This window comes from Polaribacter sp. L3A8, from assembly GCF_009796785.1.
GTDB lineage: Bacteria > Bacteroidota > Bacteroidia > Flavobacteriales > Flavobacteriaceae > Polaribacter.
The window spans coordinates 1,020,094-1,037,804 of sequence record NZ_CP047026.1 but is presented as its reverse complement, the minus strand read 5'-3'; the positions used below and the strand labels follow the sequence as shown (position 1 = coordinate 1,037,804).

General features: G+C 30.0%; 10 protein-coding genes. 7 read left to right on the top strand and 3 right to left on the bottom strand.

The window, feature by feature from the left end; all coding sequences use genetic code 11:
- Window positions 1-123: 123 nt before the first annotated feature.
- From GQR92_RS03920 to GQR92_RS03905, 4 genes are all read left to right on the top strand, one after another.
- Window positions 124-2,760: a valine--tRNA ligase gene (locus tag GQR92_RS03920; RefSeq protein WP_158837897.1), complete on the top strand. Its 2,637-nt coding sequence runs from the start codon at window positions 124-126 to the stop codon at window positions 2,758-2,760.
- 157 nt (window positions 2,761-2,917) lie between these two features.
- Complete coding sequence (locus GQR92_RS03915) at window positions 2,918-3,784, top strand: OmpA/MotB family protein (protein WP_158837896.1); 867 nt, start codon at window positions 2,918-2,920, stop codon at window positions 3,782-3,784.
- Window positions 3,785-3,978: 194 nt separating this feature from the next.
- Window positions 3,979-4,827, top strand: coding sequence for an OmpA/MotB family protein (locus GQR92_RS03910; protein ID WP_158837895.1), 849 nt, complete (start codon window positions 3,979-3,981; stop codon window positions 4,825-4,827).
- 274 nt (window positions 4,828-5,101) lie between these two features.
- Window positions 5,102-8,011 carry a hypothetical protein gene (locus GQR92_RS03905; protein ID WP_158837894.1) on the top strand — a complete coding sequence of 970 codons (2,910 nt, stop codon included), beginning with the start codon at window positions 5,102-5,104 and terminating at the stop codon, window positions 8,009-8,011.
- A 189-nt stretch (window positions 8,012-8,200) separates the two neighbouring features.
- On the opposite strand, the gene GQR92_RS03900 is transcribed toward GQR92_RS03905, so the two are convergent.
- Both GQR92_RS03900 and GQR92_RS03895 read right to left on the bottom strand, forming a co-directional pair.
- Window positions 8,201-9,199: an aldo/keto reductase gene (locus GQR92_RS03900; RefSeq protein ID WP_158837893.1), complete on the bottom strand. Its 999-nt coding sequence runs from the start codon at window positions 9,197-9,199 to the stop codon at window positions 8,201-8,203.
- Between the two features lie 105 nt (window positions 9,200-9,304).
- On the bottom strand, window positions 9,305-12,202 hold the full coding sequence (locus GQR92_RS03895; RefSeq protein ID WP_158837892.1) for an FAD-binding and (Fe-S)-binding domain-containing protein: 2,898 nt from the start codon (window positions 12,200-12,202) through the stop codon (window positions 9,305-9,307).
- A 328-nt stretch (window positions 12,203-12,530) separates the two neighbouring features.
- Here GQR92_RS03895 and GQR92_RS03890 point away from each other — a divergent pair, with 328 nt between their 5' ends.
- A complete protein-coding gene (locus GQR92_RS03890; RefSeq protein ID WP_158837891.1) occupies window positions 12,531-13,598 on the top strand; it encodes a methyltransferase in 1,068 nt (355 codons plus the stop codon).
- Between the two features lie 304 nt (window positions 13,599-13,902).
- On the opposite strand, the gene GQR92_RS03885 is transcribed toward GQR92_RS03890, so the two are convergent.
- Complete coding sequence (locus GQR92_RS03885) at window positions 13,903-15,078, bottom strand: MFS transporter (protein WP_158837890.1); 1,176 nt, start codon at window positions 15,076-15,078, stop codon at window positions 13,903-13,905.
- Between the two features lie 85 nt (window positions 15,079-15,163).
- On the opposite strand from GQR92_RS03885, the gene GQR92_RS03880 reads away from it, so the two are divergent.
- Window positions 15,164-16,021: a hydroxymethylglutaryl-CoA lyase gene (locus tag GQR92_RS03880; protein ID WP_158837889.1), complete on the top strand. Its 858-nt coding sequence runs from the start codon at window positions 15,164-15,166 to the stop codon at window positions 16,019-16,021.
- A 139-nt stretch (window positions 16,022-16,160) separates the two neighbouring features.
- The gene (locus GQR92_RS03875) at window positions 16,161-17,666 is read left to right on the top strand and encodes a bifunctional metallophosphatase/5'-nucleotidase (protein WP_158837888.1); all 1,506 of its coding nucleotides are present in this window, start codon (window positions 16,161-16,163) and stop codon (window positions 17,664-17,666) included.
- Window positions 17,667-17,711: the final 45 nt, after the last annotated feature.

Sequence of the window (17,711 nt, the reverse complement as noted above, 5' to 3'; positions counted from 1 at the left end):
AATAAATATTTTATACTGTAAAATTAAGACTAATAATTTGTTTTAAAAAATCAACTACTAATTTTCTCTAGAAAATAGATAATTGTACTTTTGCTAACTATATTACAAAAACAATACCAAAGTATGACAATTCCATCTAAATATGATGCAAGCCAAGTAGAAGATAAATGGTACGACTACTGGATGAAAAACAACTATTTTCATTCTACGCCAGATGAAAGAGAGCCTTACACAATTGTAATTCCGCCGCCAAACGTAACAGGAGTATTACACATGGGGCATATGCTAAACAATACCATACAAGATGTATTGATAAGACGTGCACGTTTGTTAGGTAAAAATGCATGTTGGGTTCCCGGTACAGATCATGCATCTATTGCTACAGAAGCAAAAGTGGTTGCCAAATTAAAAGAACAAGGTATAAGCAAAAGCGATTTAACGCGTGAAGAGTTTTTACAACACGCTTTTGATTGGAAAGATGAATACGGAGGAATCATTTTAGAGCAATTAAAAAAACTAGGAGCTTCTTGCGATTGGGAAAGAACTGCTTTTACAATGGATCCGGAAATGTCTGAATCTGTAATTAAAGTTTTTGTTGATTTATACAACAAAGGTTTAATTTATAGAGGGTATAGAATGGTAAACTGGGATCCAGAAGCAAAAACTACACTTTCTGATGAAGAAGTAATCCACGAAGAAAGACAAGGAAACTTGTATTATTTAGAATATAAAATTGAAGGATCTGAGGATACTTTAACCATTGCGACTACAAGACCAGAAACTATTTTTGGTGATACTGCAATTTGTATCAACCCAAATGATGAACGTTTTACGCATTTAAAAGGGAAAAAAGCAATTGTACCTTTATCTAATAAAGTAATTCCTATTATTGAGGATGAATATGTAGATTTAGAATTTGGTACAGGTTGTTTAAAAGTAACACCTGCACACGATGAAAATGATAAAAATTTAGGTGATAAACACAATTTAGAGGTTATCGATATTTTTAATGATGATGCTTCTTTAAATTCCTTCGGATTACATTATCAAGGAAAAGATCGTTTTGTTGTTCGTAAAGAGGTTGCTAAAGAGTTAGAAGAAAAAGGAATTTTAGTAAAAACAGAAGTTCACGTTCATAAAGTGGGTACTTCAGAAAGAACAAAAGCCGTTATAGAACCTAGATTGTCTGACCAATGGTTTTTAAAGATGAAAGATCTTGCACAACCTGCAATTGATGCAGTTTTAGGTGAAGATGCAGAAATCAATTTATATCCAAAGAAATTTGAAAACACTTACCGTCATTGGATGGAAAATGTGCGTGATTGGAATATTTCTCGTCAGCTTTGGTGGGGACAACAAATTCCTGCTTTTTTCTACGGAGACGGAAAAGAAGATTTTGTAGTTGCAGAGAATATTGATACTGCTCTTGAGCTTGCGAAAGGAAAAACTAACAACCAACAACTAACAACCAACGACTTAACACAGGATGAAGATGCTTTAGATACTTGGTTTTCTTCTTGGTTATGGCCAATGTCTGTTTTCGACGGAATTAGAAATCCAGAGAACGAAGAAATTAAATATTATTACCCAACAAACGATTTAGTTACCGGACCAGATATTTTATTTTTCTGGGTGGCAAGAATGATTGTTGCTGGGTATGAATATAAAGACGAAAAGCCTTTTAATAATGTGTATTTAACTGGTTTGGTTAGAGATAAACAAAGACGTAAAATGTCTAAATCTTTAGGAAACTCGCCAGATGCATTAGGATTGATTAAAGCTTATGGTGCAGATGGTGTAAGAGTAGGTCTTTTATTAAGTTCTGCTGCCGGAAACGATTTAATGTTCGATGAAGACTTATGTCAGCAAGGAAAAGGGTTTGCAAATAAAATTTGGAATGCTTTCCGTTTGATAAAAGGTTGGGAAGTAGCTGCAAGTTTACCACAACCAGAAACGTCTAAAATTGGTTTAGAATGGTATGAGGCAAAGTTTCAAAAAACGTTAGCAGAAATAGAAGATCATTTTTCTAAATACCGTTTAAGTGATGCTTTAATGGCTATTTACAAACTAATTAATGATGATTTTTCATCTTGGTTATTAGAGATTGTTAAGCCTGCTTACCAACAACCAATAGACAAGCAAACATTTGATGCTATTATAGAAGTTTTAGAAAACAACTTAAAAGTATTGCATCCATTTATGCCATTTTTATCGGAAGATATTTGGCAATATATTGCAGATAGAACGCCAGAAGAAGCCTTAATTATTGCTAAATATCCAGTAATTAAAGATTTTGATGCGAAGATTATAGCAGATTTCGAATTTGCAACCGGAGTTGTATCAGGAATTAGAACCATCAGAAAAGATAAAAATATTTCTTTTAAAGATGCGGTAGAATTGTTTGTAATTGATAATGACAAAAGCACTAAAGAATTTGATGCTGTTATTCAGAAATTAACAAATACATCTATTATAAACTATGTTTCAGAAAAAGTAGAAGGCGCATCATTTAGAGTAAAATCTAATGAATACTTTGTACCTATTTCTATAGAAAATATTGATGTAGAAGCTGAAATTAAAAAACTAGAAGGAGAACTTAAAAGAGCAGAAGGTTTCTTATTCGGAATTACAAAAAAGTTATCTAATGAGCGTTTTGTGTCTAATGCACCAGAAAAAGTATTAGAATTAGAACGTAAAAAAGAGTCTGATACAATTGCGAAAATAGAAACGATAAAAAGTAGTTTAAGCTCGCTTAAATAATTGGATCTTACATAAAATTTGAAGAAAAACCCCATATTAGAATGCTATTATGGGTTTTTTAACATATTTAGTTAAAAATAGCTAAAACGAATACAGATTTATAATATTTAATCCTTTTTAGGGTTTAGAGTGTAACTATTAAATAAAACTTAACATAATGAAAAAATTAATTATTCCAGTTGTAGCCATCTCTTTGTTGGCAACATCATGTGTTTCTAAGAAAAAGTATGTTGCTTTAGAAAATCAGTATACAGATACTAAAGGAGTGCTTCAAAAAACAACTTTAGAAAAAGAAGCTTTAGAAGGTAAATTTGCGAAAATAGAGAGTAGAGTTGCTAGTTATAATGAGAAAATTAACTCCTTAAAAAGTGATAATTCAAGCTTACAAGATGCCAATGATGTTAAGTTAGATATGGTTGGTAAAACAGCTGTTATTTCTAATAACACTAGAGAAAGGATGAGAGCAACGTTATCAAAAGTAGATCCTGCGTTACTTTCTAATGCAAAAACTTTAAAAGATTCTTTAAACTTGGCAATATCTTATAATTTAAAAAATAAGATGAATACTACAGATTTAAATAATTCAGAGGATATCAATATTGATATTGATCAAACAGTGGTTATGATTTCTGTTTCTGATAAATTGTTATTTAACACAGCTAGTTATAAAGTTAAAAGAGGTGCTTATAGTTTAATTGAAAAATTAGCAAACGTTATTAAGTCAGAACCTAGTATGGATGTTATGATTGAAGGTCATACAGATTCTAGAACAATTAACAATGCTACGGTGCAAGACAATTGGGATTTAAGTGTAAAAAGAGCAACCTCTATTGTACGTCTTTTAGAAAGTAAATATAATATTGAAGGAAGTAGATTAATTGCTGCAGGTAGAGGATCTACAGTGCCTTTAGTAGAAAATACTACAAACGCTAATAGAGCAAAAAACAGAAGAACAAGAATTGTTATTTTACCAAATTTAGATAAATTCTTTGCTTTAATATCAGATGATCAACTTTCAGATTAATAAGTAGGTTTAAATAAATACATAATAAAAAAAGCTCCTTTTAAAGGAGTTTTTTTTATGCTATAAATAAGGGGGGATTCTCTTTTAATAATAGCGTAATAAATCCTTTAAAAAATGAGAGACACGTATCTAGTTTTCTCTTTTATTTGTGATAAAAATAATAAAATCGTACTATTGAAGTAAATAAAAAAAATATGAAAAATTCACTTATATTATTAATTGTCTTAATATCAGTTTCTTGTGTCTCTAAAAAAAAGTATGTAGATTTAGAAAAAAAGTATGTAGATGCCAAAGGTAATTTGCAAAAGTTAGAACTTAAATTTGAAAAGATTGATCAAAGAGTTCAAGCCTATAATGATAAAATTAATTCTCTAAAAAGCGATAATGTTACTCTAGAAAAAGAAAACGCCGTAAAGTTTAAAATGGTAGATGGTGTACCCGTTATTTCTAAAAAAGGTAGAAAGTTAATGAATGAAACGTTAACTAAAATTGATCCTAAAAAATTAGCAAATGCGAAGACTTTTAAAGATACTTTAAACCTTGTAGTAGCTTATAATATTTTTAAAAAGACATTTGTTTCTAATGAACTTCAAAATTCTGATGATATAAATATAGACATCGATCAAACTGTAGTAATGATTTCTGTTTCAGATAAATTGTTATTTAATACAGGAAGTTATAAGGTTAAACAAGGTGCATTAATGCTAATTACAAAATTAGCAGATATTATTGAATCTGAACCTAGTATTGACGTTATGATAGAAGGGCACACAGACTCGAAAACTATTAATAATGCAAGTGTGCAGGATAATTGGGATTTAAGTGTAAAAAGAGCGACTTCTATTGTGAGACTTTTACAAGAGAAGTTTAAAATAGAAGGAAGTAGGTTAATTGCTTCTGGTAGAGGAGATACAATGCCTTTGTTTTTAAATACAAGTGAAGAAAATAGAGCTAAAAACAGAAGAACTAAAATTATTATTATGCCTAACCTGAATAAGTTTTTTGCTTTATTAGCAGAAGAAGGTGAGGTTATTGAAGAGTAGTTGTTTTCTGCTAAACAATATCAATATATTTAAAAAAAGCTCCTTTTTATAGGAGTTTTTTTATGCTTTAAACTTTCTTAAAATGCATTGTTGTTTTTTTTAATACATTATAAATTAAGTGTTTAGTTTTTTTAGGTTGAATTAATAGAGGTTTTGTTTATCAATTTTTTTTTATCTTTAATGAAAAAAAAATGCTAACCAATTAATACTACCAAACGCTATGAAACCTAATTTATCTACCCATTTTTTTATTTTACTAATCTTAACACTATGTATGGGCATAGTAGGAAGTTTGTTTTATGTAAACGAATTAATAAACCATCCTCAATTTAATATTACTACTCCATATTATATTAATTTTATTACTGACATAAAACAAGATGTATGGTATTATATTTTCTTTTTAATTGATTTTATTTGGGCACCTATTCTGTTATATTTTTTATATAGAATATTAGATTTAAAAATTAAGAATAATAAACGATTAAAAATAATTTACTACTTTTTTATAATCACTTATTGTTCAGATTTTATTGAGAATTGGTTGTATTTATTAATGAAGTTTGATGCTTTAAAGTTTATAAAACCAGTTAAAGAAGGTTTGTATGCTTTGTCTTTTTTACTCTTTTTTATTGTTATGATTAAAAAGTATAAATCTGTATTAATAAAACTCATAATAGACGCTAGAATTAGTTTGGTGTTTATTATAATTGTATCCTTTCTTATCGGTTTTGTAGATCAGGGCGGAGACATTTTAATTACCTTATATGAAAGTAAATATAATTTAGTGTTAACGCTTCTTTTATTATCTGTAGTAGCCATACCAACTGCACATTACCCCATTTATTTTAAAAATTCTAAATATATGAATTCTAATCATTATGAATTTGTATTAAGTAAAACCATAAGGTTTTTATCATTCGGAATTATCTATTTTACTAAAGTTGATAACCCAGGTCAATTAGATAAGAGAACGGAAAATAAAAGTAAGGATGATATTTTTTTAATGCAGTTTTTAAGAAGATGTTTAGGAGTATTATTCTTTCTTTCCTTCTTTTTTATGTCGTTAAAGGCTATTGATAAAGTTTATAACTTAAACCTTACAGTACCAATTACCTTTTTTATAGCAATTTTACTTTTTTGGTTTACTTGGTATTTTTCAAGTCTAAAGGATATAGTAGACGCTTCTTTTAAAGAAAGTGAAAGTGCATTAAAAGAATTTATAAAAGAGGAAAAGAGGTTTGTTTTTATTATAAAGATGTTACCCTTTATTTTAGTTTTAATAGCGCTATTTATACTATATTTTTTAATAAATGAGGCAGAATGGTCCAAGACATATGTATTCTTAGCGTTAATAACCAATTTTTTATTAGCTATTTTATATATAGTTTCTGTTGTTGGAAGATCTTATTTAAAATATGTTTTTTATTCAGAAAAGTGGACAAAAATGTTTTTAGAAGCAAATACTACCTCCTACATAGACCCTATTTTACAACGCCAGATAAAACCATTTAAACCAAAGGTATTTAGTCTTTTATCACTTTTTAGTAATAATATAGTTTATTTGCGAATTATTTCAATTATTGGGGCTTTATGTGTTTTATCTTTAGTGTTTTTAACTATTTTTTGGAATAAAATTCATTTAGTAAATCCAATACCAATTTTTTTAATGTATTACATGGCGTATTATGGCATGTTAGTAATATATATTAAGCATAAAAAATATTATTTACAAGAGGAAGAACAGGTGATACCATCAAATTTTGATAAAATAAAAAAGTATCAAGAATTATGGAAATATTACATTCCGGGAGCTTTAACCATTTTAACTGTAATTGGTGTCTTTAGTATCTTTACAGGAAATGATTTACATGAATTGCAAACTATAAAAAGAACTGGAAAAGAAACATCAATATCCAATTTTAAGGATACTATAAAAGGTAAGGATAAGCATTATTTTGTAGCATCTTTTGGCGGAGGACTAAAGTCAAATTTATGGACCATGTTGTTACTTGATAAATTAGAATGCCGTAAAAATGATTTTTTTGAAAACGCAAGATGTATTTCAACGGTTTCTGGAGGAACTGTAGGCGCTGCAAATTTTGCATTTATGAAAGCCAATAAAATTGAAAATAGAACTGAAAAAATTGAAGAATTGGGGAGGTTAAATTCTCTTTCTCTAGATATTGTTTTTCTTTTAGGAGCCGATTGGTTACGAGAATTAATACCAAGTGTAATTACAAAGTTTAAGGGTAAAGACCGTTCTTTTTATGGAATGAAACAACATTTATTAGTATTTAATGATTCTCTACAAGAACAATCAGAAACTTTTTATAGAAGTTATAATAAAATTATTGATCCGTTTCCTCCTTTAATCATTAATTCTACTTCCTTAAATGGTAGATATGCCAACTCTTTATCTTTGGTTTTAGACAAAGAAATGAATGATAATTATGATACAATTTTTCCGGGAGCAATTAATATTTTGGGTTCAAAAAAAGGGGAGGAGCTTTCCTTGTATCGGGTTGCATCTACTAGTAATAGATTCCCGGTTTTAAGTCCTACTGCTCAAATACAAAAAAAAGGTCATTTTTTGGATGGTGGTATTTTTGAAAATTCAGGCTTGTTAAGTGCACACAGTTTTGCCCGTTTTTTAGAGTCGGAAAAGGTTATTAAAAAGAATGATGCTACCAAGAATATTAAGTTTGTAAATTTTATCAATTCTAAAGAAAACTATATTTTAGAATTTATTCGAAAAAATAAAAAAACTATATTTTTAGACGCTATAGATCCTACCGCAGAGTATGCTGGTATTTTAAATGTATTATCTGCTACAGGACATAATCCAGCTTATATTAAAGAGACAATTAAGAGAGAATATGAGTTAATTTCTATTTTCTTGCCACATTGTTTTAATTTCAAAGACCTTAAAAAAATACTGGGTGGTTTTCCAGATTATAAAGAAGGAAAATTAGATAAAATATTAAATTTAATTAAAGAAAATAATGATACTATTACATCTATATTAAGTTCTAAATCTAAAACGGAATATGACCTAGATAAATGGGGAGTTGTGCAACCTGCAACTGGCAGACTATTAAGTGAAGCTTCTGTAAAGTACCAAATAATGATGGTAAATTATCATCCAGATGTTCGTGAAGAATTAAATAAATTTAAAAATTAAAGTAAATTTAATACCGATTTTTAAAATAATATTAACAGAAATACCGAGAATAGATTGTAATAAAAGATAGTTAATTTTTAGACTGTTTAATATGGGGGATGAGGTAAAAAATAAAAATATTATGATTAAAAACAAATCCTTCAGGTTTTAAAATCCTGAAGGATTTGTTACAATTTTATGGAATAGTGTTTATTCTAAAATAGCATTAATATTAGCTAATTCATCCTCAGAAAAAACAGTGTTTTCAGTGGCTTTTATACTGTCTAAAATTTGAGTTGTTTTACTTGCTCCAATTAATACAGATGTAATTCTATCATCTTTTAAAATCCAAGAAATTGCCATTTGTGCTAAATTTTGGTTTCTACTTTTAGCAACTTCGTTTAAAGCTTTAATTTTAGGTAGCATTTCTAATACTTTATCCGTTTTTAAATAACGACCATCTTTTACGGCTCTAGAATCTTTTGGCAAACCATTAATATATTTACCTGTTAACATTCCTTGTGCCAAAGGAGAAAAGCAAATAGCTCCAACACCCGAATTTCCTAATAAATCTACCAATCCATCTTCTATCCAACGATCAAATAAACTATATCTAGGTTGATGTATTAAACAAGGCGTTCCTAAATCTTTTAATATTTTAAAAGCTTTTTCTGCTTCTTTAGGTTGATAGTTAGAAATACCAACATACAAAGCCTTTCCTTGTCTTACTATTAAATCTAAGGCACCCATAGTTTCTTCTAAAGGAGTATCGTTATCTGGTCTGTGATGATAAAAAATATCAACATAATCTAAGTCCATTCTTTGTAAACTTTGGTCTAAACTAGAAATTAAATATTTCTTAGAGCCAAAATTTCCATAAGGACCTTCCCACATATCAAAACCTGCTTTTGATGAAATAATCAATTCATCTCTGTATTTTTTAAAATCCTTTTTTAAGATTTTACCAAACGTTTTTTCTGCAGAACCATAAGGCGGTCCATAGTTGTTTGCCAAATCAAAATGTGTAATTCCGTTATCAAAGGCACATTTTAACAAATTTCGAGCGTTGTCAAAATCGTCATTTTTACCAAAATTATGCCATAAACCTAAAGAAAGTTCAGGTAAAAGCAAACCGCTATTTCCTGTTCTTCTGTAGTTCATTTTATTATATCTTTCTGAATCTGCTTTGTATTTTTGTTTTATACTCATTATATTTAGAAATATTTTTTTAAACCAAAAAGTTGTTAAAAAATAAGAACTTTTTATTAATTAATAGTGAGACTGGTAACTGAAACTGAAAACTGTTTACTAATTTTATGCTAATGCTTCTTTTAAAATAGTTATTGGGTGTTTTGCAACACGTTTTGTTCCATCAAAAATTTGATGTCTACAACTTGTACCCGCCGCAACAATTTGCGTTTCTTCGGGTGTATTTCTAATTTTAGGAAACAAAGTATCTTCACCAACTTGCATTGATACTTTATAATGTTCTTTTTCATACCCAAAAGAACCTGCCATTCCGCAACAACCAGAATTGATAATTGTTACCGAATAGTTTGTTGGAATATTTAAAATTTGAAAACTAGCATGTGTTCCAGACAATGCTTTTTGATGACAATGTCCGTGTATTTTTAAAGTCTTAGTGGCACTTGTAAATAGAGTTGTATCAATATTTCCTTTTTCTAATTCTTTCGCTAAAAACTCTTCGAACGTAAAACTATTTTTCGCAATTTTTTCTGCGGATGCTTTATCATCAGCTAAACGAATATATTCGTCTCTAAAGCCTAAAATTGCAGAAGGTTCTAAACCTAATAACGGAGTTTCGTCTGTTATAATGTCTTTAAAAATAGACACATTATTATTACAAATTTGTTTTGCTTCTTTTAAAAATCCTTTAGAAATATGACTTCTTCCACTTTCATCGTGGGCAACGGTTTTTACTTCATACCCTAATTTTTCTAATAAAATAACGGCATCTTGTCCAATTTCTGCATCGTAAAAATTGGTAAATTCATCGTTAAATAAATAAACGGCTTTTTTAGATGTTTTAGGGTGATGCTTCTTTAACCAACTATCTAAAGTCTGATTTGCTAATTTAGGCACTGTACGTTCTACAGCAACTCCTAAAACTTTTTTAGCAAGCGTAGAGTTGGTAAAAAAGTTAGTAATAGTAGGAAAAGCACTTCCTAATTTATTGTATTTGGCATTGTTTGCAAACATTTTATTTCTAAAAGAATAGCCGTTTGTTTCTTGATATTGATATAAAAACTCTGCTTTCATAGTAGCAATATCAACATTACTTGGGCATTCTGACGCACATGCTTTACAGCTTAAACAAAGGTCAAAAACTTGTTTTAACTCTTTATGATTAAATTTATTTGCTTGGTCTGAGTTGGTTAAAAACTCACGCAACGTATTTGCTCTTGCTCTTGTAGTATCTTTTTCGTCTTTTGTAGCTCTGTAACTTGGGCACATGGTTCCGCCAGCTTCTACAGGTTTTCTACAATCTCCAGAACCATTACATTTTTCTGCTAATTTTAAAATTCCTTCACTATCAGAATAATCTTGAATGGTTTTTATTGTAGGTTCATCTCTACCAATTTCATATCGCAGGCTTTCATCCATCGCAAAAGCATCTGTAATTTTACCTTGGTTAAAAACGTTGTTAGGATCAAATGCTTTTTTTAATCGTCTTAATAATTGATAATTTTTATCACCAATCATTAAAGGTATAAACTCTGCACGCACAATTCCGTCTCCATGTTCACCAGAAAAAGAACCTTTGTATTTTTTTACTAGCTCTGCCGTTTCTGTGGTAATTTTTCTAAATAAAACTACATCTTCTTTTTTCTTTAAATTTAAAATCGGACGTAAATGCAATTCCCCTGCACCAGCATGCGCATAATACACAGCATTTTGTTGGTACTTCGTCATAATTTGGGTAAACTCTTTAATATAATTTGGTAAATCTTCTAAAGCAACCGCAGTGTCTTCTATACATGCAACCGCTTTTTTATCGCCAATAATATTTGCCAAAGCACCTAAACCTGCTTTACGTAAATAATGCACTTTAGCAATATCTGCTCCGTATACTTTTGGGTGATGATACCCGAAATTATTTTTTTCTAAGTCTGCAATTAATTTATCTGCTAAAATTTCTGTTTCTTCAATGGTGTTTGCAGAAACCTCTAACATTAAAACAGCTTCTGGATCACCTTGTAAAAAGAAACGATTTTTAGCTAATTCTCTATTGTTTTTAGAACAATCTAAAATGGTTTTATCCATCAACTCACAATTATATAAATTGTGATTCATAGCAATTATAGTAGCATTTAAACTCTCGTTTATAGATTTAAAATGCGTACAAACCATAATACTTTCTGTAGGAGGAAGGTTGTCTAATTGCAACGTAATTGATGTTGAAAAAGCCAAAGTACCTTCACTACCCGTTAATAATTTTGCAACATTTACTGTTGGTGATGTTCCGCCAAATAAATCTGAAACTAATAACTCATCAACCGCATAACCGGTACATCTTCTATGAATGGTTTTTTTAGGAAACTCATTTTTTATTTCTTGTTGATTTTCTGTGTTAGAAAGTTCATCAAAAAGATGTTTATAAATTTTTCCTTCTTGGGTGTTTTCTTTTGTTTTTTTGATAAACTCTGCAGAGTTAATGTCTTTAAAAACGGCAGTGCTTCCATCACTTAAAATAGCATCAACTTCTACTACTTTATCACGAGTTGCACCGTATTTTATAGACGTACTTCCAGAGGAGTTGTTACCAACCATTCCGCCCATCATACATCGGTTAGAGGTAGAGGTGTTTGGTCCAAAAAACAAACCAAAAGGTTTTAAATACGCATTTAAAGAATCTCTTACAACACCTGGTTGTAGCGTAATTGTTTTTGCTTTTTCATCAAAAGAAATAATTTTAGTAAAATGTTTAGAAACATCCACTACAAGTCCATCTCCAACACATTGTCCTGCCAAGGAAGTTCCGGCAGTTCTAGGTATTAGTGTAATTTTATTTTTTGTAGCAAAATCAATTAAGGTTTTAATATCTTTTTCATCCTTTGGAAAAGCAACCGCTAAAGGAATTTTACGATATACAGAAGCATCTGTAGCGTATAAAGTTTTATGTAAATCATCGAAAAGGACATCACCAGAAAGTGAATTATGAAGTTGTTCTAAAACAGCGTTTTGAATCATTTTGTTGTGTAAATAAGTATTCTGTACACAAATATCTGAATAAAAAACTCATTATTTCTATCAGAAAAAACTTCTTTTATTATTTTTATCGATTCCATAAAAAATGATTTGAAAAACTGATAATTTGAGAGATTTAAAAAGTATAAGTATTAATCGGTGCTATTTCTGTAATTGGCATGTATACTAGGTTTTAAAAAGTATCTTTGCCAAATATTATTTAGCAAACAATTAGATACTTATTGTTGCTAAGTTCTTTTTTAATATTATCTTAAAATCATGCGTTGCAAACACCATTTGTCTGTAATTCTATTTAATTAAACATAAATTGATGAGTGCCAAACTAAAAATAAACAAACCAACACCAATTGCGCCAGGTGAAGATCTAGTAAGATTTGATAGCAATACAGATATAAGAGAAACATTGTATGCGATGAAAGCTGGTAAATCGGTTTTAATTACAGAATTTTATAGCAACGGAATGTTGCTTTTAAAAGAGTTACAAAAGCATTTAAAAATCCGTTTGCCTAATAAAACCATAAAAGAACAACATGCTTTTAGAGCAGAATACCATAGACTTTCTAATTTAATTTTATTAAAAATTACGAATCAAGAAGTAGCGGTAGATAAGGCTCCTAAAATTGGTTGGTTACATACATTGTATACCGGTAAAAATGATTTTTTATTAACGTTTCCAGAAGTACAAAGATTAAATAGTGCATGGCAAAAGTTTCATAAAGGCGTTAAAGTACCTGTTTTAAGAAACAAAGTACATCCTTATTACGGAGTGTATTTTCCTACTCGTTTCGATCATTTAACCTTGTTTGATAATTGGTTAAAACGTTACGAAGGCCCTAAGAAATCTGCAATAGATGTTGGTATTGGTAGTGGAGTATTGTCTTTTCAGATTGTACAACATGGTTTTCAGAAAGTTTTTGGTACAGATACAAAACCGAATGCTATTTTAGGTTTGAAAGAATTTATGGGAGACACAAAGTTATCTCGTAAAATAGAATTGAATTACGGAAACCTTTTTGCTACGATAGAAAAAGAAACCGAATTAATTGTTTTTAATCCGCCTTGGTTGCCAGCAATTTCTAATGAAGAAAATATAGACGAAGCTGTTTATTATAACAAAAACTTGTTTCCTAAGTTTTTTGCAGAAGCAAATAATAAATTGTCTGAAGACGGAAAATTAGTGGTTTTATTTTCTAATGCAGCGCAAATAAAGAATCTTACAAAAGAGAATCCGATAGAAAAAGAATTGGCAAAAGGAATTCGTTTTAAACTAGAAAAGTGTTTAAAGAAAACGATAAAACCACCAGTTGATAAATCTAAAAGAGACAAAAAAGTAACTGCTTTAGAAGAAGTGCAACTTTGGGTTTTGACTAAAATCTAACGTATTATTTGTCATTTCGACTTTAGGAGAAACCACATTACTGTGATCGCACTAAATTGATCAGTTTGAATTTTAGTAAAGTAGAATAAGAATATAAGGATAGTAATTAGTTTTACTGTCCTTTTTTATTGATTAAAAGTTTTAAAATTCTCTTTTGTCTATTCGAGCGCAGTCGAGAATTATTTGAATTTTGAATTAGGTTTCGACTGCACTCAACCAGACATCTTGCGTTACTAAATTTAATATAGAATTGGTACATCGAGTGATATTGCTTTCGAAAAATTGTATCGAGATGTTTTTAAGATTACGAAATAACTTTTTTTCTCGAATAAGTAAGTAAACCCAAAATAGGACCAATTGCCAATAGCAGATAAATAAGGTTAGAATCCGTAGTTTCTGTATAGCTACTTATCAATTGAATGCTAACAATAGTAATGGTAAAGCCAATACAATTTACAATGGTTAATGCGGTTCCTTTGTTTTCTGATGCTACATTTTGTGCCACTAAAGTAGAAAATAACGGAGAATCTGCAACAACCACCATTCCCCAGAAGAGTAAAAAAGCAATAAATATATTTTCATTTGCTAGCTGAAACATCAACGGAGCAACAAGGCAACAAACACAAGAGAAAAATAAAGCCAAATATGCAATGTTCTTGGGGCCAAATTTCTCGGATAAATAACCTGCTACTACACAAGACAAACTTCCTATTGCTATAATAAAAAAGGATAGTAACGGAATATTAAAATGCGTGTTCGTATGTGAATTCGCATAGACTTTTAAAAGAATAGGTACAAAAGTCCAAAAGGTATAGAGCTCCCACATGTGTCCGAAATAACCAAAAGCCGCTTTTCTAAAATTTACATTTTTAAATATTGAAAAACAAATGGTAATATCTAGCTTTTTTCCAGCAGTTCTGTAAGGTCCATTAGGTACAAAAAGCAACATTAATAATCCGCCGAAAGCCGCTAAAACCGAGATGGATATTATAATTGTTTTCCATGAATACCCTTGCATTAAATCTTTCAATAAATGTGGTAAGGCAGTACCTAAAACCAAGGCTCCAACTAAATAACCTAAAGATTTGCCTAAGCCTTTGTTAAAATAATCTGTGGCAATTTTCATGCCTACGGGGTAAATTCCTGCTAAGAAAAATCCGGTTAAAAAACGCATACCAATTAAAGTAAGAAAAGTTTGATTTTCAAAAATAAGTCTCAAATTGAAAAATGCACCTAAAATTGCACAGAAAAAAAACACTTTAGATGGCGAAAAACGGTCTGCTATGGTAAACAAAGCAAATACTAAAGTACCCATTATAAAGCCAAATTGTACTGCAGATGTTAAATAGCCTAATGCAATATCACTTAAATTAAAACTAGTTACTATATCTGTCATTACTCCGTTGCTTGCAAACCAGATTGAGGTACAGCAAAATTGAGAAATAATGATTATTGGAAGTATGTATTTTGATTTGCTCATAGAAGAAAACGAAAGTACCAAAAAGGAGACAATAATCAATAAAAAATATTTTGCCAGTTCATTAGAATCTCTATCTTTGATTCTGATGAAAAAAGTAAAAATCATAGAATGTCCTCGTGACGCAATGCAAGGAATAAAATCTCATTTTATTTCTACAGAGAAAAAAGCATTGTATATAAACTCCTTATTAAAAGTGGGGTTTGATACTATAGATTTTGGCAGCTTTGTTTCTCCAAAAGCAATTCCGCAAATGCGAGATACTGCTGCGGTTTTATCAAAATTAGATTTGTCTAGAACGCAAAGTAAATTGTTAGCCATTATTGCCAATATTAGAGGTGCAAATGACGCTTCTCAGTTTGAAGAAATTGATTATTTAGGATATCCTTTTTCAATATCAGAAAACTTTCAAATGCGTAATACGCATAAAACAATACAAGAATCTATAGAAACTTTGGACGCAATTTTAAATATTGCTGATAAAACAAACAAAGAAGTTGTTGCTTATTTATCTATGGGGTTTGGAAACCCGTATGGAGATCCTTGGAATGTAGAAATAGTAGGTGAGTGGACAGAGAAACTCTCTAAAATGGGCGTAAAAATATTGTCGCTTTCAGATACGGTGGGGAGTTCTACACCAGTGGTAATATCGTATTTATTTTCTAATTTAATTCCGCAATACCCATCTATAGAATTTGGTGCACATTTACATACTACGCCAGACAAATGGCACGAAAAAGTAGATGCAGCTTTTAAAGCTGGTTGCAACCGATTTGATGGCGCAATTAAAGGTTACGGAGGTTGCCCAATGGCAAAAGACGAATTAACGGGTAATATGCCAACAGAAAAACTACTAAGTTATTTTACTGCTCAAAAAGCAGATACAAATTTAAAACCAATGAGTTTTGAGAGTGCTTACAATAAGGCTTTAGAGGTTTTTATTTAGAGTTACTAACGTTTCTCTTAATGTTTTAAAACAGCAAGTTTGAATAAAGTCTCAATGTTTTGTCAAATTGTAACATGTCACCTTGAGCGCAGTCGAAAGGTTATTGCAATCTTTTATTATAAATTATAATTGAATCAAAATGAAATTCACAAAATCACTTCTATACTTTTTATCAATCTTATTTTTAGCGTCTTGTAATAAAGATGATCAGAAAATTGATTTTACATTTCTGCAACTAAATGACGTGTATGAGATTGCACCGATACAAGGAGGAGAATATGGCGGAATGGCAAGAGTAGAAACTGTTCATAAAGAATTGCTGCAAGAAAACCCAAATACGATGCTTTTTATGGCGGGAGATTTTTTAAATCCGTCTTTACTAGGAACCATAAAAGTAGACGGAGAAAGAGTACGAGGTAAACAAATGGTTGAGGTTATGAATGCTATGAATTTTGATTTGGTAGCGTTTGGTAATCATGAGTTTGATGTTTCTAAACAAGACCTTCAGAAAAGATTAAATGAAAGTACTTTTTCTTGGATAACTGCCAACGTAAAGCAAAAAACAAAAGAAGCAGCAATTCCTTTTTACAAAGAAGTAAATGGTCATAAAGAACATGTAGGAGAAACATTTATCAAAGAATTTTCTGATGCTGATGGAACAAAAATTAAAGTAGGTTTTATAAGTGTTTGCATTCCGTCTAATCCAAAAGAGTTTGTAGAATATAGTAATATGTTTGTAAAAGCAAGAGCTGCTTATGCTGCTGTAAAAGATTCTGTAGATGTTGTTTTTGGTTTAACACACGTTAAAATAAATAATGATAAAAGAATTGCAAAGTTAATACCAAATTTACCGCTAATTATGGGCGGTCATGAACACACCAATTCTTATGATACTATAGGTAACGTGCTTATTGCTAAAGCAGATGCCAATGCAAAAACAGTATATGTACATAGAATTTCTTATGATAAGAAAACAAAGAAAACGAGTGTAAAATCTGAATTAAAAGAAATTAATGCAACGATAAAATCGGATGAAAAAGTTGCTGAAATAGTTAACAAATGGCAAACTATTTTAACATCAAAAATTAAAGAAATTATTCAGAATCCAGATGAAGTTATTTTTAAAGCTTCAACACCTTTAGACGGTAGAGATACACCAATTAGAAGTACACAAACCAATTTAGGGCAACTTATTACCAAGGCAATGTCTTTTGGTTTTAATGATGAGGTAGATTGTGCGTTGGTTAATGGAGGTTCTATAAGAATTGATGATCAGCTAAGTGGTCATATTACCGCAGTAGATATTTTTAGAGTATTGCCTTACGGAGGCGAAGTCTTAAAAGTAGAAATTAAAGGAAGATTATTAAAAAGAGTGTTAGATTATGGTGTTTTGGCTGCAGGAAATGGCGCTTATCTACAACGCTATAATGCAGAAAAAGTAGGGGATACCTGGATGGTTAAAAACCAAGAGTTAGACATCAATAAAACGTATACGGTTGCATTTTCTGACTATTTATTAAAAGGGTTTGATATTCCTTTTTTATCCGAAGAAAACAAAGAAGTGCTTTCTATTTATACGCCTAAAGCAGAAGAACTAAATTTTGATATTAGAAAAGCCGTTATTTCTTATTTAAAAACCATCTAATTTCTTATGGATGTGTTAATTATTGTTTTTATTTAAATTAAATCT

Excerpts from the sequence above, each read along its gene's own strand:
- GQR92_RS03915 (WP_158837896.1), top strand. The coding sequence starts at position 2,918 with ATGAAAAAATTAATTATTCCAGTTGTAGCCATCTCTTTGTTGGCAACA.
- GQR92_RS03905 (WP_158837894.1), top strand. The coding sequence starts at position 5,102 with ATGGGCATAGTAGGAAGTTTGTTTTATGTAAACGAATTAATAAACCAT.
- GQR92_RS03910 (WP_158837895.1), top strand. The coding sequence starts at position 3,979 with ATGAAAAATTCACTTATATTATTAATTGTCTTAATATCAGTTTCTTGT.
- GQR92_RS03895 (WP_158837892.1), bottom strand. The coding sequence starts at position 12,202 with ATGATTCAAAACGCTGTTTTAGAACAACTTCATAATTCACTTTCTGGT.
- GQR92_RS03920 (WP_158837897.1), top strand. The coding sequence starts at position 124 with ATGACAATTCCATCTAAATATGATGCAAGCCAAGTAGAAGATAAATGG.
- GQR92_RS03875 (WP_158837888.1), top strand. The coding sequence starts at position 16,161 with ATGAAATTCACAAAATCACTTCTATACTTTTTATCAATCTTATTTTTA.
- GQR92_RS03900 (WP_158837893.1), bottom strand. The coding sequence starts at position 9,199 with ATGAGTATAAAACAAAAATACAAAGCAGATTCAGAAAGATATAATAAA.
- GQR92_RS03885 (WP_158837890.1), bottom strand. The coding sequence starts at position 15,078 with ATGAGCAAATCAAAATACATACTTCCAATAATCATTATTTCTCAATTT.
- GQR92_RS03880 (WP_158837889.1), top strand. The coding sequence starts at position 15,164 with ATGAAAAAAGTAAAAATCATAGAATGTCCTCGTGACGCAATGCAAGGA.
- GQR92_RS03890 (WP_158837891.1), top strand. The coding sequence starts at position 12,531 with ATGAGTGCCAAACTAAAAATAAACAAACCAACACCAATTGCGCCAGGT.